Here is a 19653-nt window from a genome sequence, read left to right on the forward strand (position 1 = left end):
CAATCGCAGAAAATCAAGCCCCGTGAAACGTCTTTCGCTTACCGCAAGTACCCGATTGCGTAGGTCGGATTCGATTTTTCTTCGTCTAAATAAAGGCTTAGTGCCTCCGGGTCGGGCTGATGCGACGTTTTGGTAATATCGCGGGCCAAACCGCCCGAAATGAAGATCGAATCGATGTTTTCGCCGATCGCGCCCAAGATATCGGTGTGGATGCCATCGCCTACGGCCAGAATCGTGCTGTCGGCAATCGTCGCGTCGATTTCTGCCAAACGGCGGCGGGCCAGATCGTAGATGGGCGGATGCGGCTTGCCGAAGTACAGACTTTCACCACCCATTTCTGAATAAAGCTTTGCGACCGCGCCCGCGCACCATTCGCGGGTCTCGCCGCGGTCCACTACGATGTCGGGGTTGGCGCACAGCAGCTTGAGACCCATCTGCTTGGCGTAGAGCAGTTGGGGGCGCAGATCGTTGGGGTCGGCCATAGGGTCAAAGGGGCCGGTGCAGACGATGCCTTCGGCCTCTTCCAGCGGGACGCGCTGGATGTTGACGGGGTCTTTGATCAGCTTCAGGGGCTCGAAAAACGGCTCATCCCAAGGGGTTCCGATGTGAAAGACCTTTTCCCCGACGGCGCCGGTCAGCATGGCGGCACGGGCGCTGTCACCGCTGGTGGCGATGGTGTCCCAGCAATCTTCGGGGACGTTAAACTGTTCAATCAACTGCTTTTTCACACCGGCGCGGGGACGGGGGCTGTTGGTGACCAGCACGACGATGCCGCCTTTGGCGCGGAACGCACGCAGGGCCTCGATGGCTTCGGGATAGCCGGTGATGCCGTCGTGGACGCACCCCCAGAGGTCACAAAACAGGGCGTCGTAGTTGGCGGAAACTTCGGCGAGGGACTCGATGATGCGGGTCATGTAGGCACCTTTTTCAGGGTCTGACAAACGTACGGTTTGCGTATGGCAAACGTCATGACGTGGGTAGTCGGTTCCCTGCGATGGTGAAACCCCTTTAATGGACCGCTTGCGGAGCGGCCAAAGTGGTGTCGAGCCCGCGCAACATCGCCCACACGATCAGACGGTGCGCGGGGCCCACGGGGATCATGTAGGCGCGGCCAAAAAGGTTGTGCGTTTTCACCGACGAAATGATGAAGAGCGTCCGGTCGTGGATCGCGATGCAGGTCATCACATCTAGATGGCGGTCGCGCTCGGTCAGGATCAGGCGGTCGGGGGAGACGCCTTCGACGAGGAAAAAGTCCAGATGCTCACCCTCGGCCACTTCGGTCTGGCGGGCACCGGTGAAGCCGCCGATCTGCTTGACCCCGAACCGCTTGGAAATGGCGTCGCGGATTTTGAAGGCCGTGCCCATCAGCGGCAGGGGGCGGGACATCACGGCATTCCAAGCCTCTAGCGCCGTCATATCGCGGGGCAGAGGGTGGCTGCGGACGTGGAAGTAATCCAGCTGTTCACGGGGGGCGACGAGGGCTGCGTTCGGGGGCAATTGCATGGCGCGACTCCTTTGCTGGCGCAACCATAGGCTGCGGGCAGGGCAGGGGCACCGCGCGCTTTGCCGCATGAAAAAGGGCCGGTCCCGCGGGGGAACCGGCCCTGTCATTCGGATCGTGTCAGATCAGAGCGCCAGCGCGGGGATGATCTGCTTTTTGCGGCTCATGATGCCGGGCAGAACGACTGCGTCGCCTTCGACGGTCGCGCCAAAGCTTTTCTCGGCCACGGTTTTCACCAGATCGTTGGGGACCAGCAAGGTCGCCTCTTCTTTGATGATGTCCACGACGAACAGCAGAACCTGATCAACGCCGTCTTCGGCTTCGACGGTTTTGAAGGTTTCCATCAGGCTGGCTTTGCGGTCCAGCGGGATCTGGGGCGCGGTGGTTTCCAGAACCGAGACGCGGAATTTCTTGCCGGCGACTTCGTATTCCTTGGAGTCCATGCGGATCAGTTCCGCGTCCGAGAACGCCGACACGTCGGATTTCGCGGCGAACAGCTCGGCTGCGTAGTCGGCGATGTTGATGCCCAGATCAGCGGCCAGCTTTTCGGCAACGGCGCGGTCGTGGTCGGTGGTGGTGGGGCTGCGGAATTCCAGCGTGTCGGACAGGATGCACGACAGAGCGGCGCCTTTGATGGCTTCGGGCATCTTGGCGGCGTCATCGCCCATCAGGTCGATCATGATGGTCGCGGTGCAGGCCAGCGGACGGATGGTGATGTCGATCGGGCCTTTGGTTTCCAGACCGCCAACCAGTTTGTGGTGGTCGATGATCGCGGTGATGTCGGTGTCGTTGATGCCGGCGGGCAGCTCGGCGGGGTTGTTGGTGTCAACGATCACAACAGAGGTGCCTGCCGCGACTTCGGACACGATCTCGGGCTTGTCGAGGTTCCAGCGGGTCAGGACAAAGGCGGCCTCGGTGTTGGGTTCACCCAGCAGAACGGGCTTGGCGGCGACGCCTTTAACTTCGTTCAGGTACCACGACCAGATGATCGGGCTGCCGGTCGAGTCGGTGTCGGGTGCCTTGTGGCCGAAAACGAGTGTGGTCATTGAAAAATGTCCCTTGGCGGATTGAACTGTCGCGCGCCTTATAAAAAGCATCTGCCCCCGTGTCACGCGGGCCGAAGGGACAGGTTGTCACAAGGGCAGGCGTGTTAGCGAGAAACCTTCGTTTTCCAGCAGGGCGACCAGACCTTTTTCGCCGATCAGGTGGGCGGCGCCTACGGCAATCAGGATCGGGCCGTCCTTCGCACCGTCGAGAATCACCGGCACCCAAGCGGTGTTGCGGCTGTCCAGAAACAGGTCCTTCATGCGGGCGGACTCGGCCTCGACGCGGTCGGGGGACATGCCGGGGATGCGTTTGCCAAGGACATCGGACAGAGCCCAGGCGCGGGCGTGGTTCTGGTCGAAATAGGCGTCGAGGGTGGCGGTAAAGGCGGCCTCGGACAGATCGTCGGGCATGAGGGACAGGGCCATCAGGTCCACCTGCTCTTGGTAGGGGATCTGGTCAAAGGCGGTAAACAGGGTCTGCCACTCCTCGAGGCTGCGGACGGGGATATCCAGCGCCTTGGCCGCACGTTCAGCCATCATATCCAGCCCGCCAACGCCGGAATTGATGCTCTCGATCGCGCAGGGGGGCATGGACATCAGCATCGAGACATACCACGGGCGCATCTTGGCGGTGAGGGGGGCGGGGACGCCGCGGGTCGCCATTCCGTCGCGCAGTACGGCCCAAGTGGCGTCGTCCAGCAGATCGGGCAGGGTGGGGCCGCTGACGGTGAACATCAGGGCGGGGTTCTTGGCGATTTCGGCCTCCATCTGCGCCTCGCCATCGCTGGCGGTCTCTAGGTACAGGGCGCTGATTCCCTTCAGGATGGGGCGCAGGGCCTCCATGGTTTTGCTGTGGCGCGGGTCGGGCAGGTGCATCGTGCCGACCAGAAAAACCGTCTGTTCGTCTTTGGTTGCCTTCCACAGGGTGCCGGTGCCGTTGGGGGTCGCGGCCTCTTCTGCGGCGACCTCGGCCTGTTCGGCGGGGGTCAGCAGGTGGCTCAGGTCAGGGCCGGTGCCACAGGCCGCAAATGCCGGAAGCGTCTGGAAAAGGCTCAGAAAAACGAGGGCGATGAGGCGCGGCATGTTCTCTCCGGTGGGCGGAAGGGGAGATTAAGGTATGACAAAACCATGACTATTTGTCTCGGATCACCGCCCGAAATTTTGCGAAAAAATCTGCACACAGAGTTCTTGACACATCCTTGGGCGATACCTAGCTTTCGCTCCGTTAGCACTCGGGAGGAACGAGTGATAACGCCCCGGTCCTGCCGGGGGACAATAGGAATTTAACTTTGAGCCAAGGAGCCTCAGAGATGGCATTTACCCCGCTTCACGACCGTGTGCTGGTCCGTCGCGTAGAGAGCGAAGAAAAAACCGCTGGCGGTCTGATCATTCCCGATAGCGCGAAAGAGAAGCCCGCAGAGGGTGAAGTTATCGCAGTTGGCGCAGGCGTCCGCGATGACAAAGGCGCACGCGTCGAGCTGGACGTAAAAGCTGGCGACCGCGTTCTGTTCGGCAAGTGGTCCGGCACCGAAGTGACCGTCGACGGCAAAGAACTGCTGATCATGAAAGAAAGCGACATCCTGGGCGTTATCGCCTGATCGTCCGCCTTCTAACGCAAACCCATTCAGACGAGGAAAAGCACAATGGCTGCTAAAGACGTCAAGTTTAACACCGACGCCCGTAACCGTATGCTGAAAGGCGTGAACATTCTGGCAGACGCCGTGAAGGTCACCCTAGGCCCCAAAGGCCGCAACGTGGTTCTGGAAAAGTCGTTCGGCGCCCCCCGCATCACCAAAGACGGTGTATCGGTTGCCAAAGAGATCGAACTGGAAGACAAGTTCGAGAACATGGGCGCGCAGATGGTGAAAGAAGTTGCTTCGCGTACCAACGACGAAGCAGGTGACGGCACCACCACCGCGACCGTTCTGGCGCAAGCAATCGTCAAAGAAGGCATGAAAGCTGTTGCAGCTGGCATGAACCCGATGGACCTGAAGCGCGGCATCGACCTGGCAACCGCCAAAGTCGTCGAAGCGATCAAGTCGGCAGCGCGCCCCGTTGAAGGCACCGACGAAGTTGCTCAGGTTGGCACCATCTCGGCCAACGGCGAAGCAGAAATCGGCCGTCAGATCGCAGACGCGATGCAGAAAGTCGGCAACGAAGGCGTGATCACCGTCGAAGAGAACAAAGGTCTGGAAACCGAGACCGATGTCGTCGAAGGCATGCAGTTCGACCGCGGCTACCTGTCGCCCTACTTTGTCACCAACGCTGACAAGATGCTGGCAGACCTCGATGACGCACTGATCCTGCTGCACGAGAAGAAACTGTCGTCGCTGCAGCCGATGGTTCCCCTGCTCGAGCAGGTCATCCAGTCGCAGAAGCCCCTGCTGATCATCGCAGAGGACGTAGAAGGCGAAGCGCTGGCAACTCTGGTTGTCAACAAACTGCGCGGCGGTCTGAAAATTGCTGCTGTCAAGGCACCCGGCTTCGGCGATCGCCGCAAAGCCATGCTGCAGGACATCGCGATCCTGACCGGCGGTCAGGTCATCAGCGAAGACCTGGGCATGAAGCTCGAGTCGGTCACCATGGACATGCTGGGCAACGCCAAGAAAGTGTCGATCAGCAAAGACAACACCACCATCGTTGACGGCGCAGGCGACAAGGCAGAGATCGAAGCCCGCGTTGGCCAGATCCGCACCCAGATCGAAGAGACCTCGTCGGACTACGACCGCGAGAAGCTGCAGGAACGCGTTGCCAAGCTGGCAGGCGGCGTTGCAGTCATCCGCGTCGGCGGCATGACCGAAGTCGAAGTCAAAGAGCGCAAAGACCGCGTTGATGACGCTCTGAACGCGACCCGCGCGGCCGTTCAGGAAGGCATCGTTGTTGGCGGTGGCGTTGCTCTGGTTCAGGCAGGCAAGTCGCTGGCAGGTCTGGAAGGCATCAACGCTGACCAGAACGCAGGTATCGCAATCGTTCGCAAAGCTCTGGAAGCACCGCTGCGCCAGATCGCCGAGAACGCAGGCGTGGACGGTTCGGTTGTTGCCGGCAAAGTCCGCGAAAGCGAAGACCTGAAGTTCGGCTACAACGCTCAGACCGACGAATATGGCGACATGTTCAAGTTCGGCGTGATCGACCCCGCCAAAGTGACCCGTACCGCTCTGGAAGACGCGGCATCGGTTGCTGGCCTGCTGATCACCACCGAAGCCATGGTTGCTGACAAGCCCGCCAAAGAAGGCGCAGCACCTGCAATGCCCGACATGGGCGGCATGGGCGGCATGATGTAATCTGCCGATCCTTTTGGATTTGGGAAGGGCGTCCTGCGGGGCGCCCTTTTCTTTTGCGGTGTGGGTGTGGTTATCGTGGTGCCGTGAGTATTTTTTGCAAAAAGAAGAGGGCAGGCCTGTGCTGAAAATGCCGGAATTTGTGCGCGAGATGCGGCGCGGGGAAGAGGCTGCAGTGGATGCGCTGTTGCGGCGGGCCTTTGGCGGTGCCGATGAGGCGCGGCTGGTTGAAGCTTTGCGGAAGTCCGGGGCTATGGCTGGCGAGATGGTGCTGCCGTTCGAGGGCGGTGTCGTTGGGTACTATGCGTTGAGCGCGATGAAGGGGCCAAAGGGGTGGCTTTGTCTGGCACCGGTGGCCATTGATCCGGACTGGCAGGGGCGCGGGCACGGGCGCCGGATGGTGAAGCAGCTTGTGGCGTGGGCTGAGGCTGTGGGATCGTCAGTTTGCGTTTTAGGGGACGTTGATTTTTATAAATCATGCGGCTTTTCGACGATAGATGGCGTGGATCTGACGACGCCCTATGACGCGGATCACACTTTGTTTGCGGGTGTCGGGGCCGTGAAGGGTCCTGTGGCGCTGGAATATCCCAAGGCGTTCGGAGCACTGGGATGAGCCGCAAGGATCGCCGCTGTGTGACCTATGTGGTGCTGGAGCCGGAGGTCGAGGCGCATCTTTATGAACGGCGCAGGGGGCGGCGCAGTTTAGGGGATATGGTGCGGCGGGCTGTTGAGGCGGGCTTGGCGCGGGAGGATTTGGGGGTGGGTCCGGTGCCAGCGATTGGGCGACGGTTGCCGGTGCAATTGCCTGCGCGGGTCGAGGTTGCTTTGGCCGCCGATGGGCGGGATCGCGCCATGTTGATCCAAAGTGCAATGATGGTCGGCCTTAATCTTGCATAGGATGAAGTTATGCAGCTGATTTTACTGACCACGCTAACCATGATGGCCTTTGCGGCGAACTCGATCCTGAACCGGATGGCGGTTGACGGGGTGGGGATGGCGCCGATGGCATTTGCTGCCGTGCGGCTGGTGTCGGGGGCGCTGGTGCTGTTCGTGCTGGCCCGTGGATCGCTGGTTTTCAGGGGGCGAAGGCGCGGGGTTGGGGTGCTGGCGCTGCTGACCTACGCGGTCGGGTTTTCGCTGGCTTATGGGACGCTGGATGCGGGCTTAGGGGCGCTGATCCTGTTCGGGATGGTGCAGGTGACCATGTTCGCGGCGGCGGTTCTGGGGCGCGATGAGGTGCCCTTGCAGCGGTGGATCGGCGGGGCATTGGCCTTTGGTGGCCTCGTGTGGCTGCTGAGCCCCGGAGAAGGGGCGGTGCCGATCGGGCCTGCGATGGCGATGGCTTTCGCGGGGATCGCGTGGGGATTTTATTCGCTGGCGGGCCGAGGAGAGCCGGACGCGGTCGCAGGAACGGCCGCGAATTTCGTTTTGGCGGCGCCCTTGGGGCTGGTGGCTTGGGCCTTGGTCGGTGGCGGCGGATTGTCTGCGGCGGGCATCGGCTTGGCCGTGCTGTCGGGGGCTGTGACCTCTGGCATGGGATATGCGCTGTGGTATCGGCTGGTGCCGCAATTGGGGGCCAGCCGCGCGGCGGTGGCTCAGTTAACGGTGCCGGTGATTGCGGGGCTCGGCGGGGCGCTGCTGCTGGCCGAAGCGCCAAGCCTGCGCCTGATCCTGTCGGGCGCGCTGGTTTTGGGCGGGGTGGCGCTGTCGCTCAGCTCTGGATGGGTTCGAGCGGGTCGTAAGTAAGCCCGCTTTCGCCCCACGCCACAGCGGCAAGGCTGCTGGGCTTGACCCTTAACTCATTGATTTCATAGCGATATACCCAGCGCCGCTGGGTTACAACGCCCTCTGGGTCCTGCCATGTGGGGTCCAGCGTTGCATCGTCGATGGTGCAGCGGAAAAACACCTCGACCTGATGGAATCCCGATTTGGGGTCGTGGAATTCGTTCACCAAGCAGGGCTGGTGGACTGTCACATCCAAGCCCGTTTCTTCTTTCATCTCGCGCCGCAGGGCGTCGGGCAGGCTTTGGCCTGCGTCCACGCCGCCCCCGGGTGCGCATAGCAGATCGCTGCGCCCGTTCGGCCACGCATTCACCAACAGCAGTTTGTCGTCGTGCAGAATGACGGCACGTACGGCAACGCGGGGGGATCTGGGCTTCATGGTCTTTGTGCGCATTGGAGGCTATAGCGAGGGCGAGTCTGGACGTTACTACACAGGAAGGGCAGGGACCGCCCATGTCAAATCAAGCTTTGATCCTTGAAAACGGGGATGTTTTGGGGCGCGATGCCCTGTGGCAAGGTAGCCTGCTGATCGCGGATGGTCAAATCGCCGACGTTCTCTGTGGAAACGCAGGGGATGATGGCGGAATTGCCGACATGGGTGGGCGGAAAGTTGATCTGAGCGGCTGGACCGTGGCCCCTGGCATCGTGGACGTCCACGGAGACGGGTTCGAACGCCATGTGGCGGTGCGGCGCGGTGCGCTGACCGCGATGGAGCATGGTTTGTTCAGCGTTGAGGCCGAATTGGCCGCAAATGGCATCACCACAGCCGTTTTGGCCCAGTTTTACAGCTGGGAAGGCGGAATGCGGGGCCCGGAGTTCGCCGATCGCCTGTTTGCCGCGTGGGAACAGGCCGCGCCGCAGGTCAAAACGGATTTGCAGTTGCAGTTGCGGCTGGAGACGCACCTGTTCGAGCAATTCGACGATGTGCTTCGGCTAATCGACAGGACAGGGCTGCGATACGTCGTTTTCAATGACCATTTGCCACATGACCGTTTGGCGGCCGGAAAAACGCCCCCGCGGCTGACGGGGCAGGCTTTGAAGTCCGGACGGAGCCCAGAGGCGCATCTGGAGAACATGAAACGGCTCCATGGGCTAACTGACCGCGTATTTGGCGAATTGCAGGCCTTTTCTGCTGAATTGACGAGGCGTGGTGTGCAGATTGGCAGCCACGACGACGACACCGCCGAGAAACGCGCGAAGTTTCGCAGTTTGGGTGCGAATGTCAGTGAATTCCCCGAAACGATTGAGGCCGCGCAGGCGGCGCGGGACGCGGGCGATTTGGTAGTGATGGGATCACCCAATATCGTGCGGGGGGCCAGCCACGCGGGCAAGGTCAGCGCGCGAGAGATTGTGGCGATGGGGCTGTGTGATGCACTGGCGTCCGATTACCATTATCCGAGCCCGCGTTATGCGGCGCTGGAGCTAGTGAAAAAGGGCATCTGCGATCTGCCCGCCGCGTGGCGGCTTGTGTCAGAGGGGCCGGCCAAGGTGCTGGGTCTGACGGATCGCGGTGTGATTGAAGCTGGAAAGCGCGCCGATCTGGTGATTTTCGACCGCGAAACGGGCCGAGTGGGCGCGACGATGGCGGGCGGAAAGATCACCTATATGACCTCTCCGCTCGCGGAGCGTTTTATTTAGAGCGGATCACGCGGTTCACGTGGCCCATTTTGCGGCCAGCGCGAGCCTCGGCTTTGCCATAGAGGTGGATCTGGGTGTCCGCCTCTTTGGCCAATTCCGGCCAAGTGTGCGCGTCGTCGCCGATCAGGTTGGTCATGACCACATCAGCGTGGCGCGCGCCATCGCCAAGGGGCCAGCCCGCAACGGCGCGGATGTGCTGTTCGAACTGATCGACAGCGCAGCCTGCTTGGGTCCAGTGACCCGAGTTGTGCACGCGGGGCGCGATCTCGTTCACCACAAGCCCTTGGGGCGTCACGAAAAGTTCCACACCCATCACGCCGACATAGCCCAGACGGTTCAGGATCTGACCCGCCAGCAGAACGGCGTCGGTGCGCTGCTTGCCGGTCAGGTTCGCGGGAACGGTGGTGGTGTGCAGGATGCCGTTGACGTGCACGTTCTCACCGGGATCAAAGCACGCGACCTCGCCGGTGGTGCCACGGGCGGCGATCACGGACACCTCGTGGGTGAAGTTCACGAACCCTTCGAAGATCGCGGGGGCACCGTTCATGTCGGCCAGCGCCTGCTCGGCGTCCTCGGGGGCCATGATGCGGGCCTGACCTTTGCCGTCGTAACCGAAGCGGCGGGTTTTCAGGATCGCGGGGGCGCCGATTTCCTCGAGCGCCTCGGCCATGTCATCCATGTCGTCGATCGCGGCGAAGGGCGCGGTTTTCAGGCCCAGATCGGACAGAAACGCCTTTTCGGTCAGGCGGTCCTGCGAAACAGCCAGCGCCTTGCGGTTGGGATGGATCGGCTTGGCCGATTCCAGAATGTCCAGCGCCTCGGTCGGGATATTCTCGAACTCGTAGGTGACGACATCGACGGTTTCCACCCATGATTTCAGGGCGTTAGCGTCGGTGTAGGCGGCGGTGGTCAGGCTGTCGCTGACTTGGCCAGCGGGGGCGTTCGGGTCGGGATCAAAGATCGCGGTGCGCAGACCCAGACGGGCCGCAGCCAGTGCGAGCATCCGGCCAAGCTGGCCGCCGCCCAAAATGCCAATGGTGCTACCGGGGGCGAGGGGCTCAGTCACGGACGGGCTCCTCGGGGATGGAGGCCGACAGGTCGTCGCGCCATTTGTCCAGACGCTCGGCCAGTTCGGGATCGTTGATCGCCAGAATGCCAGCAGCCATCAGACCTGCGTTGGCGGCACCGGCTGCGCCGATCGCCATGGTCGCCACGGGGAAACCGCGGGGCATCTGCAGGATCGAATAGAGGCTATCGACGCCCGACAGCGCCTTGGTCTGAACCGGCACGCCGATCACCGGCACACGGGTTTTCGAGGCCATCATGCCGGGCAGGTGCGCCGCGCCGCCAGCGCCCGCGATGATCACGTGCAGGCCGCGTTTGACGGCGGTCTTGCCATAGTCCCACAGACGGTCGGGGGTGCGGTGAGCCGAAACGATCTTGATCTCGTGTTCGATCCCGAGGGCATCAAGCATATCGGCGGCTTCTTTCATGGTGGGCCAGTCCGACTGGCTGCCCATGATGATCCCTACGCGCGGCTGGGTCATTGGCAATCCTCTAGCAAATTGAGTGCGCGTTATAGCGCACGCTGGGGATTACGCAATAATGTCAGGGGTCAGGGCGTCGCGAATCCGCTCGATCCGGTCTTTCAGCGCCAGTTTCTCGCGCTTGAGACGCTGCAGGGTCAGGGCATCCGCCGTGCCTTTTTCCTGAAGGGCGGTGATCGCCTCGTCCAGATCGCGGTGTTTGACCTTGTAAACCTCGAGCTCGTACCGGAGCACTTCCTCTTCGGTCATGGAAATATCGCTGCGTGCGTTCATTTTGTACACCGGACCTTAAAACAGACTCCCATATTACCAAGTCGTTAGATGTTTCGCAAAGGTCTTGCGCACCGAATGTCGGGCTACCATATTTAGAGGGACAAGGCAGGTCGCCGCTATGGGGCCCGCCGGACGGTCGCTTGATAAAAGGGCATGTCTATGACGAAACTTACTCTTGGTGCGCACCCCTATTTGCTGGGGTTCGAACAGCTGGAACGCCTCGTGGAACGTACCGCCAAAAGCGGGAACGAGGGCTATCCCCCCTATAACATCGAACAAACGTCCGACCGGTCCTACCGGATCACCTTGGCTTTGGCCGGGTTCCGAGAGGAGGATTTGTCCATAACTGTCGAAGATCGCCAACTTGTTGTGCGTGGCAGGCAGCAAGATGACAGTGCAGAGCGGGTTTTTCTGCATAGGGGCATTGCCGCACGTCAATTCCAGCGTAGCTTTGTACTAGCGGACGGAGTCGACGTGGGTGAGGCCAGCATGGAAAACGGCCTTTTGCATATCGATCTGAACCGAACGGTGCCTGACACCGTTGTACAAGAGATCAAAATCCGAAAGGGGTAAGACCATGGATACCAAAGTCGACTTCATCAGCGGTGTTGAGCCCAAGATCGTCTACGTGCGTTCCGTCAAGGTTTCTGACCTTCCCGAGGAGGTCCAGGAACAAGCCGATGGGCTGCAAACCCTCTACGCGCTCCATAACACAGACGGAGAGCGTCTGGCCTTGGTGCGTGACCGCCAGATGGCCTATGCACTGGCCCTGCAGAACGATATGGCGCCGGTCGCGGTGCACTGAATTCGCCCGATAAAGGGGCAAGAGGGGCGGCCTTTGGGGGCCGCCTTTTGTATTTGGGGTTCAGGGTTTGGCGGGGCGCATTTCCTGACGGATCACGATCAGGCCCGCCAGCAGGATCACCCCCATGCCCGCCAGCGCCAGCGGCGTCGGCATGATCCGGAACAGCAGCGCATCAATCCCCAGAGCCCAGATTAATCCCGTGAAATCAAAGGGCGCGACGGTAGAGACGGGCGCGCGGGCCACGGCCTCGGTGCTGGCGATGTGGGCAAGGCCGCCGAGCAAGCCAGCGATGGCCAGAAGGATCAGGTCGGTGCCGGACAGCGCGGGCCAGCCAAGGGGCAGGGTCGCCAGACCGATACCACTGCAAATCAACGCAAAATATAGGGCGATGGTGGCGGCGCTTTCGGTGCGGGTCATCGCTTTGATATGGACGCGGACCACGGCCATCGTCAGGGCATAGGCGATGCCCGCCGCCACGCCGATCAGCGCGGTTTGCCCCCCGTCCAGCGCGTGCCACAGCATCATTAGTGCGCCGCCAAAGCCCAAGGCCACGGCCAGAACCGTCAGCGGGCGCAGGGGTTCGCGCAGGTGCAGCGCCGCCAAGGGCAGGGTCAGCACAGGGGCCAGATAGGCCAGCGCCTGCGCATTCGCTACGGGCAGATAGATCAACGAAACAAAGCTGAACGCCATGGAGGCTGCGCCAAAGAGCCCTCGGGTCAGGTGAAGGCGCGGATGTTTGGTCTGTAGGCCCTTGGGCAGTTCAGAGCGCAGCGCCATGTAGCCAAGGATCGGGATCAGCGCCACGCTAGAGCGCCAGAAGATGATCTGCCCCAGCGCAGCCCGCGTGCCGACCTCGTGCACCAAGGCGGACATGGCAGTGATCAGAAAGACCGCTACCAGTCGCAGGGCGATTCCAGAAAGGGCAGGGTGCGCGTTCATGTGTGACTGATGGCGCTAACGGACCTGCTAAACAAGGTTGCCGAGTGCGTTCAGTTCGGTTTCGGTGTCCTCCAGCCGCGCAAACTCGGCCTGAAGATGGGCCATGGTCACGTCAAAGATCACCTGTGCGGACAGACCGGTCTTGGGCAGGTCAAAGCCGATCACCGCATCCTGCACCACGGTCATGGTGAACCCCAAATCAGAGCCGTTGCGCACCGTGCTGTTCACGCAAAACCCCGCGACCGCGCCGGTGACGACCAATTCGGTGATCCCCTGCTGCTGCAAATGCGCGGCAAGGTCGGTCGAGGCAAAAGCGGAGGAGGTTTGTTTGATGAACACGGGCTCGTCCCCGACGGCCTCGGCGCAGGGCATCGGGGGGTATCCGGCGGCGTCCGCATGCACGGGCGAGGCGGGATCATCCTCGCGGTGGCGGATATGGAGGACCGGCAGGCTGCGTTCGCGATAGGCCGCTGCCAAAGCCGCGATCCGCGAGGGGGCGTCGCCGTTCACGCAGTCGCGGCCTGCGTCGAGTCGGCGCTGCATTTCCATCTGCATGTCGATAATGATCAGGGCTTTCAAAGGGATATCTCCAATATACTGTGGTCTGAAATGAAAAAGGCCGCCCTGAAGGACGGCCCGTTTTGTCTTATTCGCCTTGCTCGGCCAGCCAACGCTCGGCTTCCAGCGCGGCCATACAGCCCATCCCGGCCGAGGTGATCGCCTGACGGTATTTGTCGTCGGTCAGGTCGCCCGCCGCGAACACACCGGGGATCGAGGTCGCGGTGCTGTCGGGTTTGGTAACCACGTAGCCGCCGGAGTGCAGCTCCAGCACGTCCTTGACCAGTTCGTTCGCGGGCGCGTGGCCGATCGCCACAAAGAAACCGTCGCAGGGGATTTCGGTGATTTCGCCGGTGTCCACGTGCTTGGCCTTGACGCCGGTGACGCCGAGGGGGGCTTCGGTGCCCAGAACCTCTTCGATCGAGTGGTTCCACAGAACCTCGATCTTCTCGTGCTTGAACAGGCGGTCCTGCAGGATCTTTTCGGCGCGCAGCGAGTCGCGGCGGTGAATCAGGGTCACTTTGGAGGCGAAGTTGGTCAGGAACAGCGCCTCTTCGACTGCGGTGTTGCCTCCGCCGATAACCACGATCTCTTTGCCGCGATAGAAGAAGCCGTCACAGGTCGCGCAAGCAGACACGCCGAAACCTTTGAACTTTTCTTCCGACGGCAGGCCCAGCCATTTCGCGCGGGCGCCGGTGGCCAGAATGACCGCATCGGCGGTGTAGGTGGTGCCGCTGTCGCCGTGGGCCACAAAGGGGTGCACGTCCAGATGCAGCTTGCTGATGTAATCGCTGATGATTTCGGTGCCCATGGCGCGCGCGTGGGCTTCCATGTTGGTCATCAGCTCGGGGCCTTGAATTTCGGTGTGGCCGGGCCAGTTCTCGACCTCGGTGGTGGTGGTCAGCTGACCGCCGGGCTCGAGGCCCTGAACCAGCAGGGGCTGCAGCATGGCACGGCTGGCATAGACACCTGCGGTGTAACCTGCAGGGCCGGAGCCGATGATCAGAACCTTGGTGTGACGGGTCTCGGCCATAGGGCACCTTTCTGTCTTGCGTCTTTGTCTCAGGCGCACGATATAGACGCCCCGCCGCGGTGGTTAAAGAGGCAGTCGTCAAAGAGTGACTGACCTTGGGTAAACGGCCGCGAAAGTCCGCTTAACTTTCTTGCGCTTTGTTGAAATATTGTTGCGCAAGCAGGGTAAGTGGGTGTAAGGTTCGCAAAAAAGCAGGAAAGCCCCATGCCCGGAACACGACTAGATCCCATTGATCGTAGAATCCTGGCCGAGTTGCAGGCAGATGGCCGCATGACCAATGTCGAACTGGCAAAACGCGTTGGAATCTCTGCGCCGCCGTGTTTGCGCCGCGTTCGCACGCTCGAAGAGGCCGGCTACATCAAGGGCTATCACGCCGATGTGGACGCCCGCGCGCTGGGGTTCGAGGTCAAGGTTTTCGCCAACGTCGGTCTGATCAGCCAAGCCGAAGCCGATCTGAGCGCCTTTGAGGCCCGTTGCCGTGCTTGGCCGCTGGTTCGCGAATGCCACATGCTGAACGGCGAGGTTGATTTCCTGCTGAAATGCGTGGCGCCCGACCTGTCCACCTTCCAGTCGTTCCTGACCGAACAGCTGCTGAAGGCCGATAATGTGGCCAGCGTGAAGACATCGCTGGTTATTCGCGGCGAAAAGGACGAGCCCGGCGTGCCCTTTGACGTTCTGGAAGAGCGCCTGAGCCGCAACGCTTGATCGTTTTACCACAGATTTGATGAACGCCCCGCTGTCCCTGACGCGGGGTGTTTTCGTTTGGCACCTTCGGTTGACGCTAAGGGGAAAAGAAAAAAGCGACCCCGTGTGACGGTTGAGGCTCCGTCGGGATCGCTCTTTACTTCAACACGCCGTTTCCGGCAAAAACCGCGAGGCCTGCGGTCTGGAAGGACTGCCCCGCTGGGGCAGACAGCTCACTTTGCGGTGAGGTTGCCCCATTCATGCCTTAATTCGGCAGGCGTGTCAAAGATTTGACGCAAGATTTCATTGAATCCCAAGATCCGCGCCCAATGGGTGGTCAATGGCGGGTGGACCGGTGAAATTGTTCTGAAATCCTGACCTAATGTTTTCGCGTTTCTGCAAATTGCTGCATCTGTAAGGCAGCTTTGCGGGAGCGCGTGATTCGTTTAGGCAGACTTTCTGATCTCTTCGATGCGCTTGGTGGTCTGCGCCTTGCGAGGCTTGCCACGCGACCACGGCATCGGCCCGATTGCTTGATCTGCGGATGTTTTCAGGACCGACTGGATAAAACGGGTCTTGGCTTTCATGGGTACCGCTCTCGTTGCTTTAATTCTTGCTTACGAGAAGCTTGACCGGAGAATGCGGCAAACCTGTGGCGTGTTGTGGGATTCAGGGTGGTGATCTGATGTTTTTGCAAGGATCACCAAGGGAGGCACAGCCTAGAGGCGAATGGCCGAAATCAGACGCCCGTAATCGGCTTCTCCGGCGTGGCAAGTGCGGCGGAACGAGTAGAATCGATCCGCGTCCGAATAGGTGCAGTGGCCGGTCCATTGCGCCTCGCCGACGCCCGCGCTGCGCAGGCGGTGCAGGCCATAGGAGGGCAGGTCGAACAGCATCCGGTCGCCGTTGCCTTGGGCAAAGAAGCGGGTGTTGTCCGCATCATCAGCGATGAAATTGTCAAAGAATTCAGGGCCAACTTCGTAGGCGCGCTGGCTGATGGTGGGGCCGATCAGGGCGCGGATGTTAGCACGGGTCGCGCCGATGCTTTCCATTGCATCAAGGGTCGCGTCCAGAATTCCCGAAACCGCACCTTTCCAGCCAGCGTGGGCTGCGCCGATCACGCCTGCCTCGGGGTCGTGGAACAGCACGGGCTGGCAGTCGGCGGTCAGGATGGCGATGGCGATGCCGGGGGTGCGGGTGACGATGCCGTCCGCCTCGACCGGAGCATCCAGCGGGCCGTCCACCACGATGGCGTCGGCCGAGTGGGTCTGGTGGACGGTGACCAGATTGGTGCGCTCGACCCCCATCGCGTCAGCGACGCGGGCGCGGTTGATGGCCACGATGTCCTTTTGGTCGGACGATCCGGCGCCGCAGTTCAGGCCCGCAAAAATCCCCGAAGAGGCGCCGCCCTTTCGCCCGAAAAATCCGTGGCGTGTGGGTTCCAGCAAATCATGGGAGATAATGTCGAGCGTCATGGTTATTCGCTAAGTCCTGCGGGGAGTGTCGCGCCCTCGGGGTAGAGCCCGAGAACTTTGAAGAGCGTTCCCATTTCTTCGGGGTGGGTCAAGCGGCGATGCGCAGAGATATGGTTTTCCAGCGGTGTGCCAGACAGGTGTTGGGCCAAGGCTTGGGCGCGGGCAGTGATCCCGAGACGCTCTAGAAACAGGCCCTGACCGGTCAGACGGGTATATTTTGCTGGGGCGGCGGCCTGCGCGATGGCCTCGAAATCCACGTGGGCGGTCAGGTCCGAGTGGCCGGGCATTTCCAAGGGATCGGCGTATTCATGCCGGCGCAGTGCCTGAAACGTGTCCCCTTGCGAACGCCAGTCCCCGTAATCGATGATCAGCGCGACGCCGCCTTGGGTGGCGATGCGGTGGCCGATCTCGGCGGCGATGGCTTGGGCGGGGGCGCAGGTTTCGACCAGATCGCCCTCGGCGGTGTCGGCCAAGCGGTTCGCCAGTGCGTCCAGCGGCGCGGGGGTGGCGCGGGCGCGGGTCAGGCGGCCTTCGGTCGCGGTGACCAGAATTTCGCTCCAGTTGTCAGCGGTGCGCTGGAACTGGCGGATCGGCAGGGCGTCAAAGAACTCGTTTGCCACCAGATAGAGCGGCACATCGTCGGGCAACTCGGCGGCGGTGTCGTGCCATGTGGGGGCGTACCCGGCCAGCCGCGCGGCCTGAGCCTTGCGCAGGGCGGGCGAGGCTTCGACCAGATGGACCTTGGCGGCGGCGTGAAAGCCCGGAACGCGGCGGGTGGCGCGCAGGATGTCGGCCATCAGCGATCCGCGGCCCGGCCCCAGTTCGGCCAGCACAAAGTGTTCGGGGGTGTCCTGATCCAGCCACGCTTGGGCAAGGCCAAGGCCGATGACTTCGCCGAACATCTGGCTGATTTCCGGCGCGGTGGTGAAATCGCCGCGCGCGCCCAAGGGGTCACGGGTGGTGTAATAGCCGTGCTCGGGGTGCAGGAGGCAGGTGCTCATATACTCGGCCAGCGAGATGGGCCCCTGCGACGCAATGCGCGCCAGAAGATGATTCAGCAGTTCGGTCATGGGCGGATGCTATTGCGGCTGCGGGCGTAGACAATGATGAAAATGCCGATGATCACCATGGGCAGGGACAGAAGCTGACCCATGCTGACGCCGAAATCCCCGACCCATAGGGCATAGCCGTGGGGGTTTGCCTCGTAGAACTGGGGGTCGCTCTCGCGGAAGAACTCGACGACAAAGCGCGACAGGCCGTAGCCCAGAAAGAAGGTGCCAGCCACGATGCCGGGGGTGCGGGTGACCTTGCGGCCCCAGACCATCCACAGAATGACAGAGCCCAGCAAGAGCCCCTCGAGGCCCGCTTCGTAGAGCTGGCTGGGGTGGCGGGGCAGGCCCAGATGGTCGGTCGGAAAGATCATCGCCCATGGCACATTGGTGGGGCGGCCCCACAGCTCGGCGTTGATGAAGTTTGCGATGCGGCCCAGCATCAGGCCCGCAGGGGTGGCCATCGCCAGCGCGTCGGCCATCTGCCATTTGGGGATGCTGTACTTGGACGCATAAAGCCACGAGGCCACGACAACCCCGATGAACCCGCCGTGAAAGGCCATGCCGCCATGCCAGACCATCAGAATCTCGGACGGGTTGGCCATGTAATAGGCGGGCTTGTAGAGCAGAACAAAGCCCAGACGCCCGCCAAGGATCACACCGATGATGATCCACGTCAGCAGGTCTTCGACCTGACGGGGGGGCATGGGGGGCTGTTCACCGGGCCACAGGCGGGGCGATTTCAGCGCCTGCACGATCAGCTGCCAGCCGATCAGCAATCCCGCGATATAGGCCAGTGCATACCAGCGCAGAGCAAAAGCGAACCCGCCGATCTCGATCGAGAACAGTTCGGGCGAAAAATTGGGGTACGGGATAATAGCCTGCATGTGCGTCTGTGTGCCGTTGTCTTTCAGGCGAAGTCAAGGTTGAGGAAACCGCTGCCAAGGCCCATATAGGTGGCAAATGTAACGCCGGAGACACCAATGCAAACCAAGGGCAAGATTTTCGACGATCTTTCGCAACTGATGACCAACGCCATGGGTGTCGCCCAAGGCGCCAAGCAAGAGGCCGAGACGGCTGTCAGCTCGATGCTGGACCGTTGGCTGGCCGACCGCGACTTTGTGACCCGCGAAGAGTTCGACGCGGTCCGCGCCATGGCCCAGAAAGCCCGCGAAGAGAACGAGGCCCTGAAGGCCCGTCTGGACACGCTGGAAAAAGGCCAGAATTAAGAGTCACTTACCCGAAATCAGGGTGCATTTTTTGCTTGGGGCGGTACATGCGTATCGCCCCTTGACTTTTGTGGATAACGGGGTTTTGGTGATTTGGCTGTGGCTAGGCCTTTGATCTATCCACAACTTATTGCGACTCAGTGCGCAAAAACCGCTGGACGAGCGAATCATTTACCCTCACCATATGTCGTAGAAGTCGACGCGATGCGTCACTTTTCCTTGAGCAGGCACCGAGCGCTTGGGGCGCTGCCACGCCCCAAGACTAATCAGATAATGAGGTGGCGGCATGGCACTATCGGAAGAATTCCTGGGGGAAGATCTGCACCCGATCGACATCGTTGAGACCTTGGCCGAACATCGTGCTTGGGATTTCGACCGCGTTGGCGACAACCAGATCGCCATGGCGATTACGGGCCAGTGGCGCACGTATTCGATCACCCTTGCGTGGTCGGATTACGATGAGACCCTGCGTCTGGTCTGCACGTTCGAAATGGATCCGCCGTTCCATCGGATGCCGCAGGTCTATGAGACCCTGAACCTGATCAACGACCAGGTCTGGACCGGCGCGTTCAGCTATTGGGAAAAGCATCGCCTGATGGTCTATCGCTATGGTCTGCTGATGGCGGGCGGTCAGTGCGCCACCCCCGAGCAGGTGGACCTGATGATCAGCGGCGCGGTTGCGAATGCCGAACGCTTCTACCCTGCGATGCAGCTGGTGGCCTGGGGTGGACGAGAGCCCGCAGACGGCCTGCAAGTCGCCATTGCAGAGGCGTACGGGCGCGCCTAACCTGTCCCCGAATTCAGGCGGGGCGGGCG

The 19653-nt window shown here is 61.5% G+C and carries 26 protein-coding genes; 11 read left to right on the top strand and 15 right to left on the bottom strand.

Annotation, left to right across the window (positions count from 1 at the left end):
• Positions 1 to 38: 38 nt before the first annotated feature.
• From HJ536_RS12140 to HJ536_RS12155, 4 genes are all read right to left on the bottom strand, one after another.
• Positions 39 to 914 carry a TIGR01459 family HAD-type hydrolase gene (locus HJ536_RS12140; RefSeq protein WP_177157914.1) on the bottom strand — a complete coding sequence of 292 codons (876 nt, stop codon included), beginning with the start codon at positions 912 to 914 and terminating at the stop codon, positions 39 to 41.
• A gap of 94 nt (positions 915 to 1008) precedes the next feature.
• On the bottom strand, positions 1009 to 1503 hold the full coding sequence (locus tag HJ536_RS12145; RefSeq protein ID WP_177157915.1) for a DUF2867 domain-containing protein: 495 nt from the start codon (positions 1501 to 1503) through the stop codon (positions 1009 to 1011).
• Between the two features lie 123 nt (positions 1504 to 1626).
• Positions 1627 to 2547 (bottom strand): manganese-dependent inorganic pyrophosphatase, encoded by a 921-nt coding sequence (locus tag HJ536_RS12150; protein ID WP_176854932.1) that lies wholly within the window; start codon positions 2545 to 2547, stop codon positions 1627 to 1629.
• Positions 2548 to 2634: 87 nt separating this feature from the next.
• Positions 2635 to 3630 carry a TraB/GumN family protein gene (locus HJ536_RS12155; protein WP_177157916.1) on the bottom strand — a complete coding sequence of 332 codons (996 nt, stop codon included), beginning with the start codon at positions 3628 to 3630 and terminating at the stop codon, positions 2635 to 2637.
• A gap of 227 nt (positions 3631 to 3857) precedes the next feature.
• Between HJ536_RS12155 and groES the strand changes: the two genes are divergently transcribed.
• The 5 genes from groES to HJ536_RS12180 all read left to right on the top strand — a co-directional run bounded on the left by groES (position 3858) and on the right by HJ536_RS12180 (position 7571).
• Entirely contained in the window at positions 3858 to 4145 is a 288-nt protein-coding gene (groES, locus tag HJ536_RS12160) for a co-chaperone GroES (protein WP_176854934.1), read from the top strand.
• Between the two features lie 45 nt (positions 4146 to 4190).
• Entirely contained in the window at positions 4191 to 5828 is a 1638-nt protein-coding gene (gene groL / locus HJ536_RS12165; RefSeq protein WP_177157917.1) for a chaperonin GroEL, read from the top strand.
• A gap of 127 nt (positions 5829 to 5955) precedes the next feature.
• Positions 5956 to 6438 (top strand): GNAT family N-acetyltransferase, encoded by a 483-nt coding sequence (locus HJ536_RS12170; protein ID WP_228028716.1) that lies wholly within the window; start codon positions 5956 to 5958, stop codon positions 6436 to 6438.
• On the top strand, positions 6435 to 6722 hold the full coding sequence (locus tag HJ536_RS12175) for a hypothetical protein (protein WP_177157918.1): 288 nt from the start codon (positions 6435 to 6437) through the stop codon (positions 6720 to 6722). The genes HJ536_RS12170 and HJ536_RS12175 overlap by 4 nt, the downstream gene beginning before the upstream one ends.
• A gap of 9 nt (positions 6723 to 6731) precedes the next feature.
• Entirely contained in the window at positions 6732 to 7571 is an 840-nt protein-coding gene (locus HJ536_RS12180; RefSeq protein ID WP_177157919.1) for a DMT family transporter, read from the top strand.
• Here the strand turns inward: HJ536_RS12180 and HJ536_RS12185 are convergent.
• Complete coding sequence (locus HJ536_RS12185) at positions 7537 to 7986, bottom strand: NUDIX domain-containing protein (RefSeq protein WP_177157920.1); 450 nt, start codon at positions 7984 to 7986, stop codon at positions 7537 to 7539. The two genes, HJ536_RS12180 and HJ536_RS12185, sit on opposite strands and share 35 nt — an antisense overlap.
• Positions 7987 to 8060: 74 nt before the next feature.
• Here HJ536_RS12185 and HJ536_RS12190 point away from each other — a divergent pair, with 74 nt between their 5' ends.
• On the top strand, positions 8061 to 9245 hold the full coding sequence (locus tag HJ536_RS12190; RefSeq protein WP_177157921.1) for an alpha-D-ribose 1-methylphosphonate 5-triphosphate diphosphatase: 1185 nt from the start codon (positions 8061 to 8063) through the stop codon (positions 9243 to 9245).
• On the opposite strand, the gene HJ536_RS12195 is transcribed toward HJ536_RS12190, so the two are convergent.
• Genes HJ536_RS12195 through HJ536_RS12205 form a run of 3 tightly spaced genes read right to left on the bottom strand, consistent with a single transcriptional unit; the run spans position 9238 to position 11065 of the window.
• On the bottom strand, positions 9238 to 10311 hold the full coding sequence (locus HJ536_RS12195) for a 5-(carboxyamino)imidazole ribonucleotide synthase (RefSeq protein WP_177157922.1): 1074 nt from the start codon (positions 10309 to 10311) through the stop codon (positions 9238 to 9240). The genes HJ536_RS12190 and HJ536_RS12195 overlap by 8 nt on opposite strands.
• Positions 10304 to 10792, bottom strand: a complete 489-nt coding sequence (gene purE / locus HJ536_RS12200; RefSeq protein ID WP_176854940.1) for a 5-(carboxyamino)imidazole ribonucleotide mutase — start codon at positions 10790 to 10792, stop codon at positions 10304 to 10306. The genes HJ536_RS12195 and purE overlap by 8 nt, the downstream gene beginning before the upstream one ends.
• A 48-nt stretch (positions 10793 to 10840) precedes the next feature.
• Positions 10841 to 11065: a YdcH family protein gene (locus HJ536_RS12205; protein WP_176854941.1), complete on the bottom strand. Its 225-nt coding sequence runs from the start codon at positions 11063 to 11065 to the stop codon at positions 10841 to 10843.
• 159 nt (positions 11066 to 11224) lie between these two features.
• Here HJ536_RS12205 and HJ536_RS12210 point away from each other — a divergent pair, with 159 nt between their 5' ends.
• Together HJ536_RS12210 and HJ536_RS12215 are read left to right on the top strand one after the other, a co-directional pair.
• The gene (locus tag HJ536_RS12210; RefSeq protein ID WP_176854942.1) at positions 11225 to 11638 is read left to right on the top strand and encodes an Hsp20 family protein; all 414 of its coding nucleotides are present in this window, start codon (positions 11225 to 11227) and stop codon (positions 11636 to 11638) included.
• 4 nt (positions 11639 to 11642) lie between these two features.
• Positions 11643 to 11870, top strand: coding sequence for a DUF1150 family protein (locus HJ536_RS12215; protein ID WP_176854943.1), 228 nt, complete (start codon positions 11643 to 11645; stop codon positions 11868 to 11870).
• 60 nt (positions 11871 to 11930) lie between these two features.
• Here the strand turns inward: HJ536_RS12215 and HJ536_RS12220 are convergent, their stop codons facing one another.
• The 3 genes from HJ536_RS12220 to trxB all read right to left on the bottom strand — a co-directional run bounded on the left by HJ536_RS12220 (position 11931) and on the right by trxB (position 14400).
• Entirely contained in the window at positions 11931 to 12809 is an 879-nt protein-coding gene (locus tag HJ536_RS12220; RefSeq protein ID WP_177157923.1) for a DMT family transporter, read from the bottom strand.
• A gap of 27 nt (positions 12810 to 12836) precedes the next feature.
• Positions 12837 to 13388, bottom strand: a complete 552-nt coding sequence (locus tag HJ536_RS12225; protein ID WP_177157924.1) for an isochorismatase family protein — start codon at positions 13386 to 13388, stop codon at positions 12837 to 12839.
• A 67-nt stretch (positions 13389 to 13455) separates the two neighbouring features.
• Positions 13456 to 14400 (bottom strand): thioredoxin-disulfide reductase, encoded by a 945-nt coding sequence (gene trxB / locus HJ536_RS12230; RefSeq protein WP_177157925.1) that lies wholly within the window; start codon positions 14398 to 14400, stop codon positions 13456 to 13458.
• 204 nt (positions 14401 to 14604) lie between these two features.
• On the opposite strand from trxB, the gene HJ536_RS12235 reads away from it, so the two are divergent.
• On the top strand, positions 14605 to 15105 hold the full coding sequence (locus HJ536_RS12235) for an Lrp/AsnC family transcriptional regulator (RefSeq protein WP_176854947.1): 501 nt from the start codon (positions 14605 to 14607) through the stop codon (positions 15103 to 15105).
• Positions 15106 to 15530: 425 nt separating this feature from the next.
• Here the strand turns inward: HJ536_RS12235 and HJ536_RS12240 are convergent, their stop codons facing one another.
• The 4 genes from HJ536_RS12240 to lgt form a co-directional block, all read right to left on the bottom strand.
• Positions 15531 to 15671 carry a hypothetical protein gene (locus HJ536_RS12240; protein ID WP_177157926.1) on the bottom strand — a complete coding sequence of 47 codons (141 nt, stop codon included), beginning with the start codon at positions 15669 to 15671 and terminating at the stop codon, positions 15531 to 15533.
• Between the two features lie 132 nt (positions 15672 to 15803).
• Positions 15804 to 16559: a peptidoglycan editing factor PgeF gene (pgeF, locus tag HJ536_RS12245; RefSeq protein ID WP_176854949.1), complete on the bottom strand. Its 756-nt coding sequence runs from the start codon at positions 16557 to 16559 to the stop codon at positions 15804 to 15806.
• Between the two features lie 2 nt (positions 16560 to 16561).
• Positions 16562 to 17629 (bottom strand): class I SAM-dependent methyltransferase, encoded by a 1068-nt coding sequence (locus HJ536_RS12250; RefSeq protein WP_177157927.1) that lies wholly within the window; start codon positions 17627 to 17629, stop codon positions 16562 to 16564.
• A complete protein-coding gene (gene lgt / locus HJ536_RS12255; RefSeq protein WP_177157928.1) occupies positions 17626 to 18495 on the bottom strand; it encodes a prolipoprotein diacylglyceryl transferase in 870 nt (289 codons plus the stop codon). The genes HJ536_RS12250 and lgt overlap by 4 nt, the downstream gene beginning before the upstream one ends.
• Positions 18496 to 18591: 96 nt before the next feature.
• Between lgt and HJ536_RS12260 the strand changes: the two genes are divergently transcribed.
• The gene (locus HJ536_RS12260; protein ID WP_177157929.1) at positions 18592 to 18837 is read left to right on the top strand and encodes an accessory factor UbiK family protein; all 246 of its coding nucleotides are present in this window, start codon (positions 18592 to 18594) and stop codon (positions 18835 to 18837) included.
• Between the two features lie 286 nt (positions 18838 to 19123).
• Positions 19124 to 19624 (top strand): type III secretion system chaperone family protein, encoded by a 501-nt coding sequence (locus HJ536_RS12265; RefSeq protein WP_176854953.1) that lies wholly within the window; start codon positions 19124 to 19126, stop codon positions 19622 to 19624.
• Positions 19625 to 19653: the final 29 nt, after the last annotated feature.

Source organism: Donghicola mangrovi (assembly GCF_013377535.1).
Taxonomy (GTDB): Bacteria; Pseudomonadota; Alphaproteobacteria; order Rhodobacterales; family Rhodobacteraceae; genus Donghicola; species Donghicola mangrovi.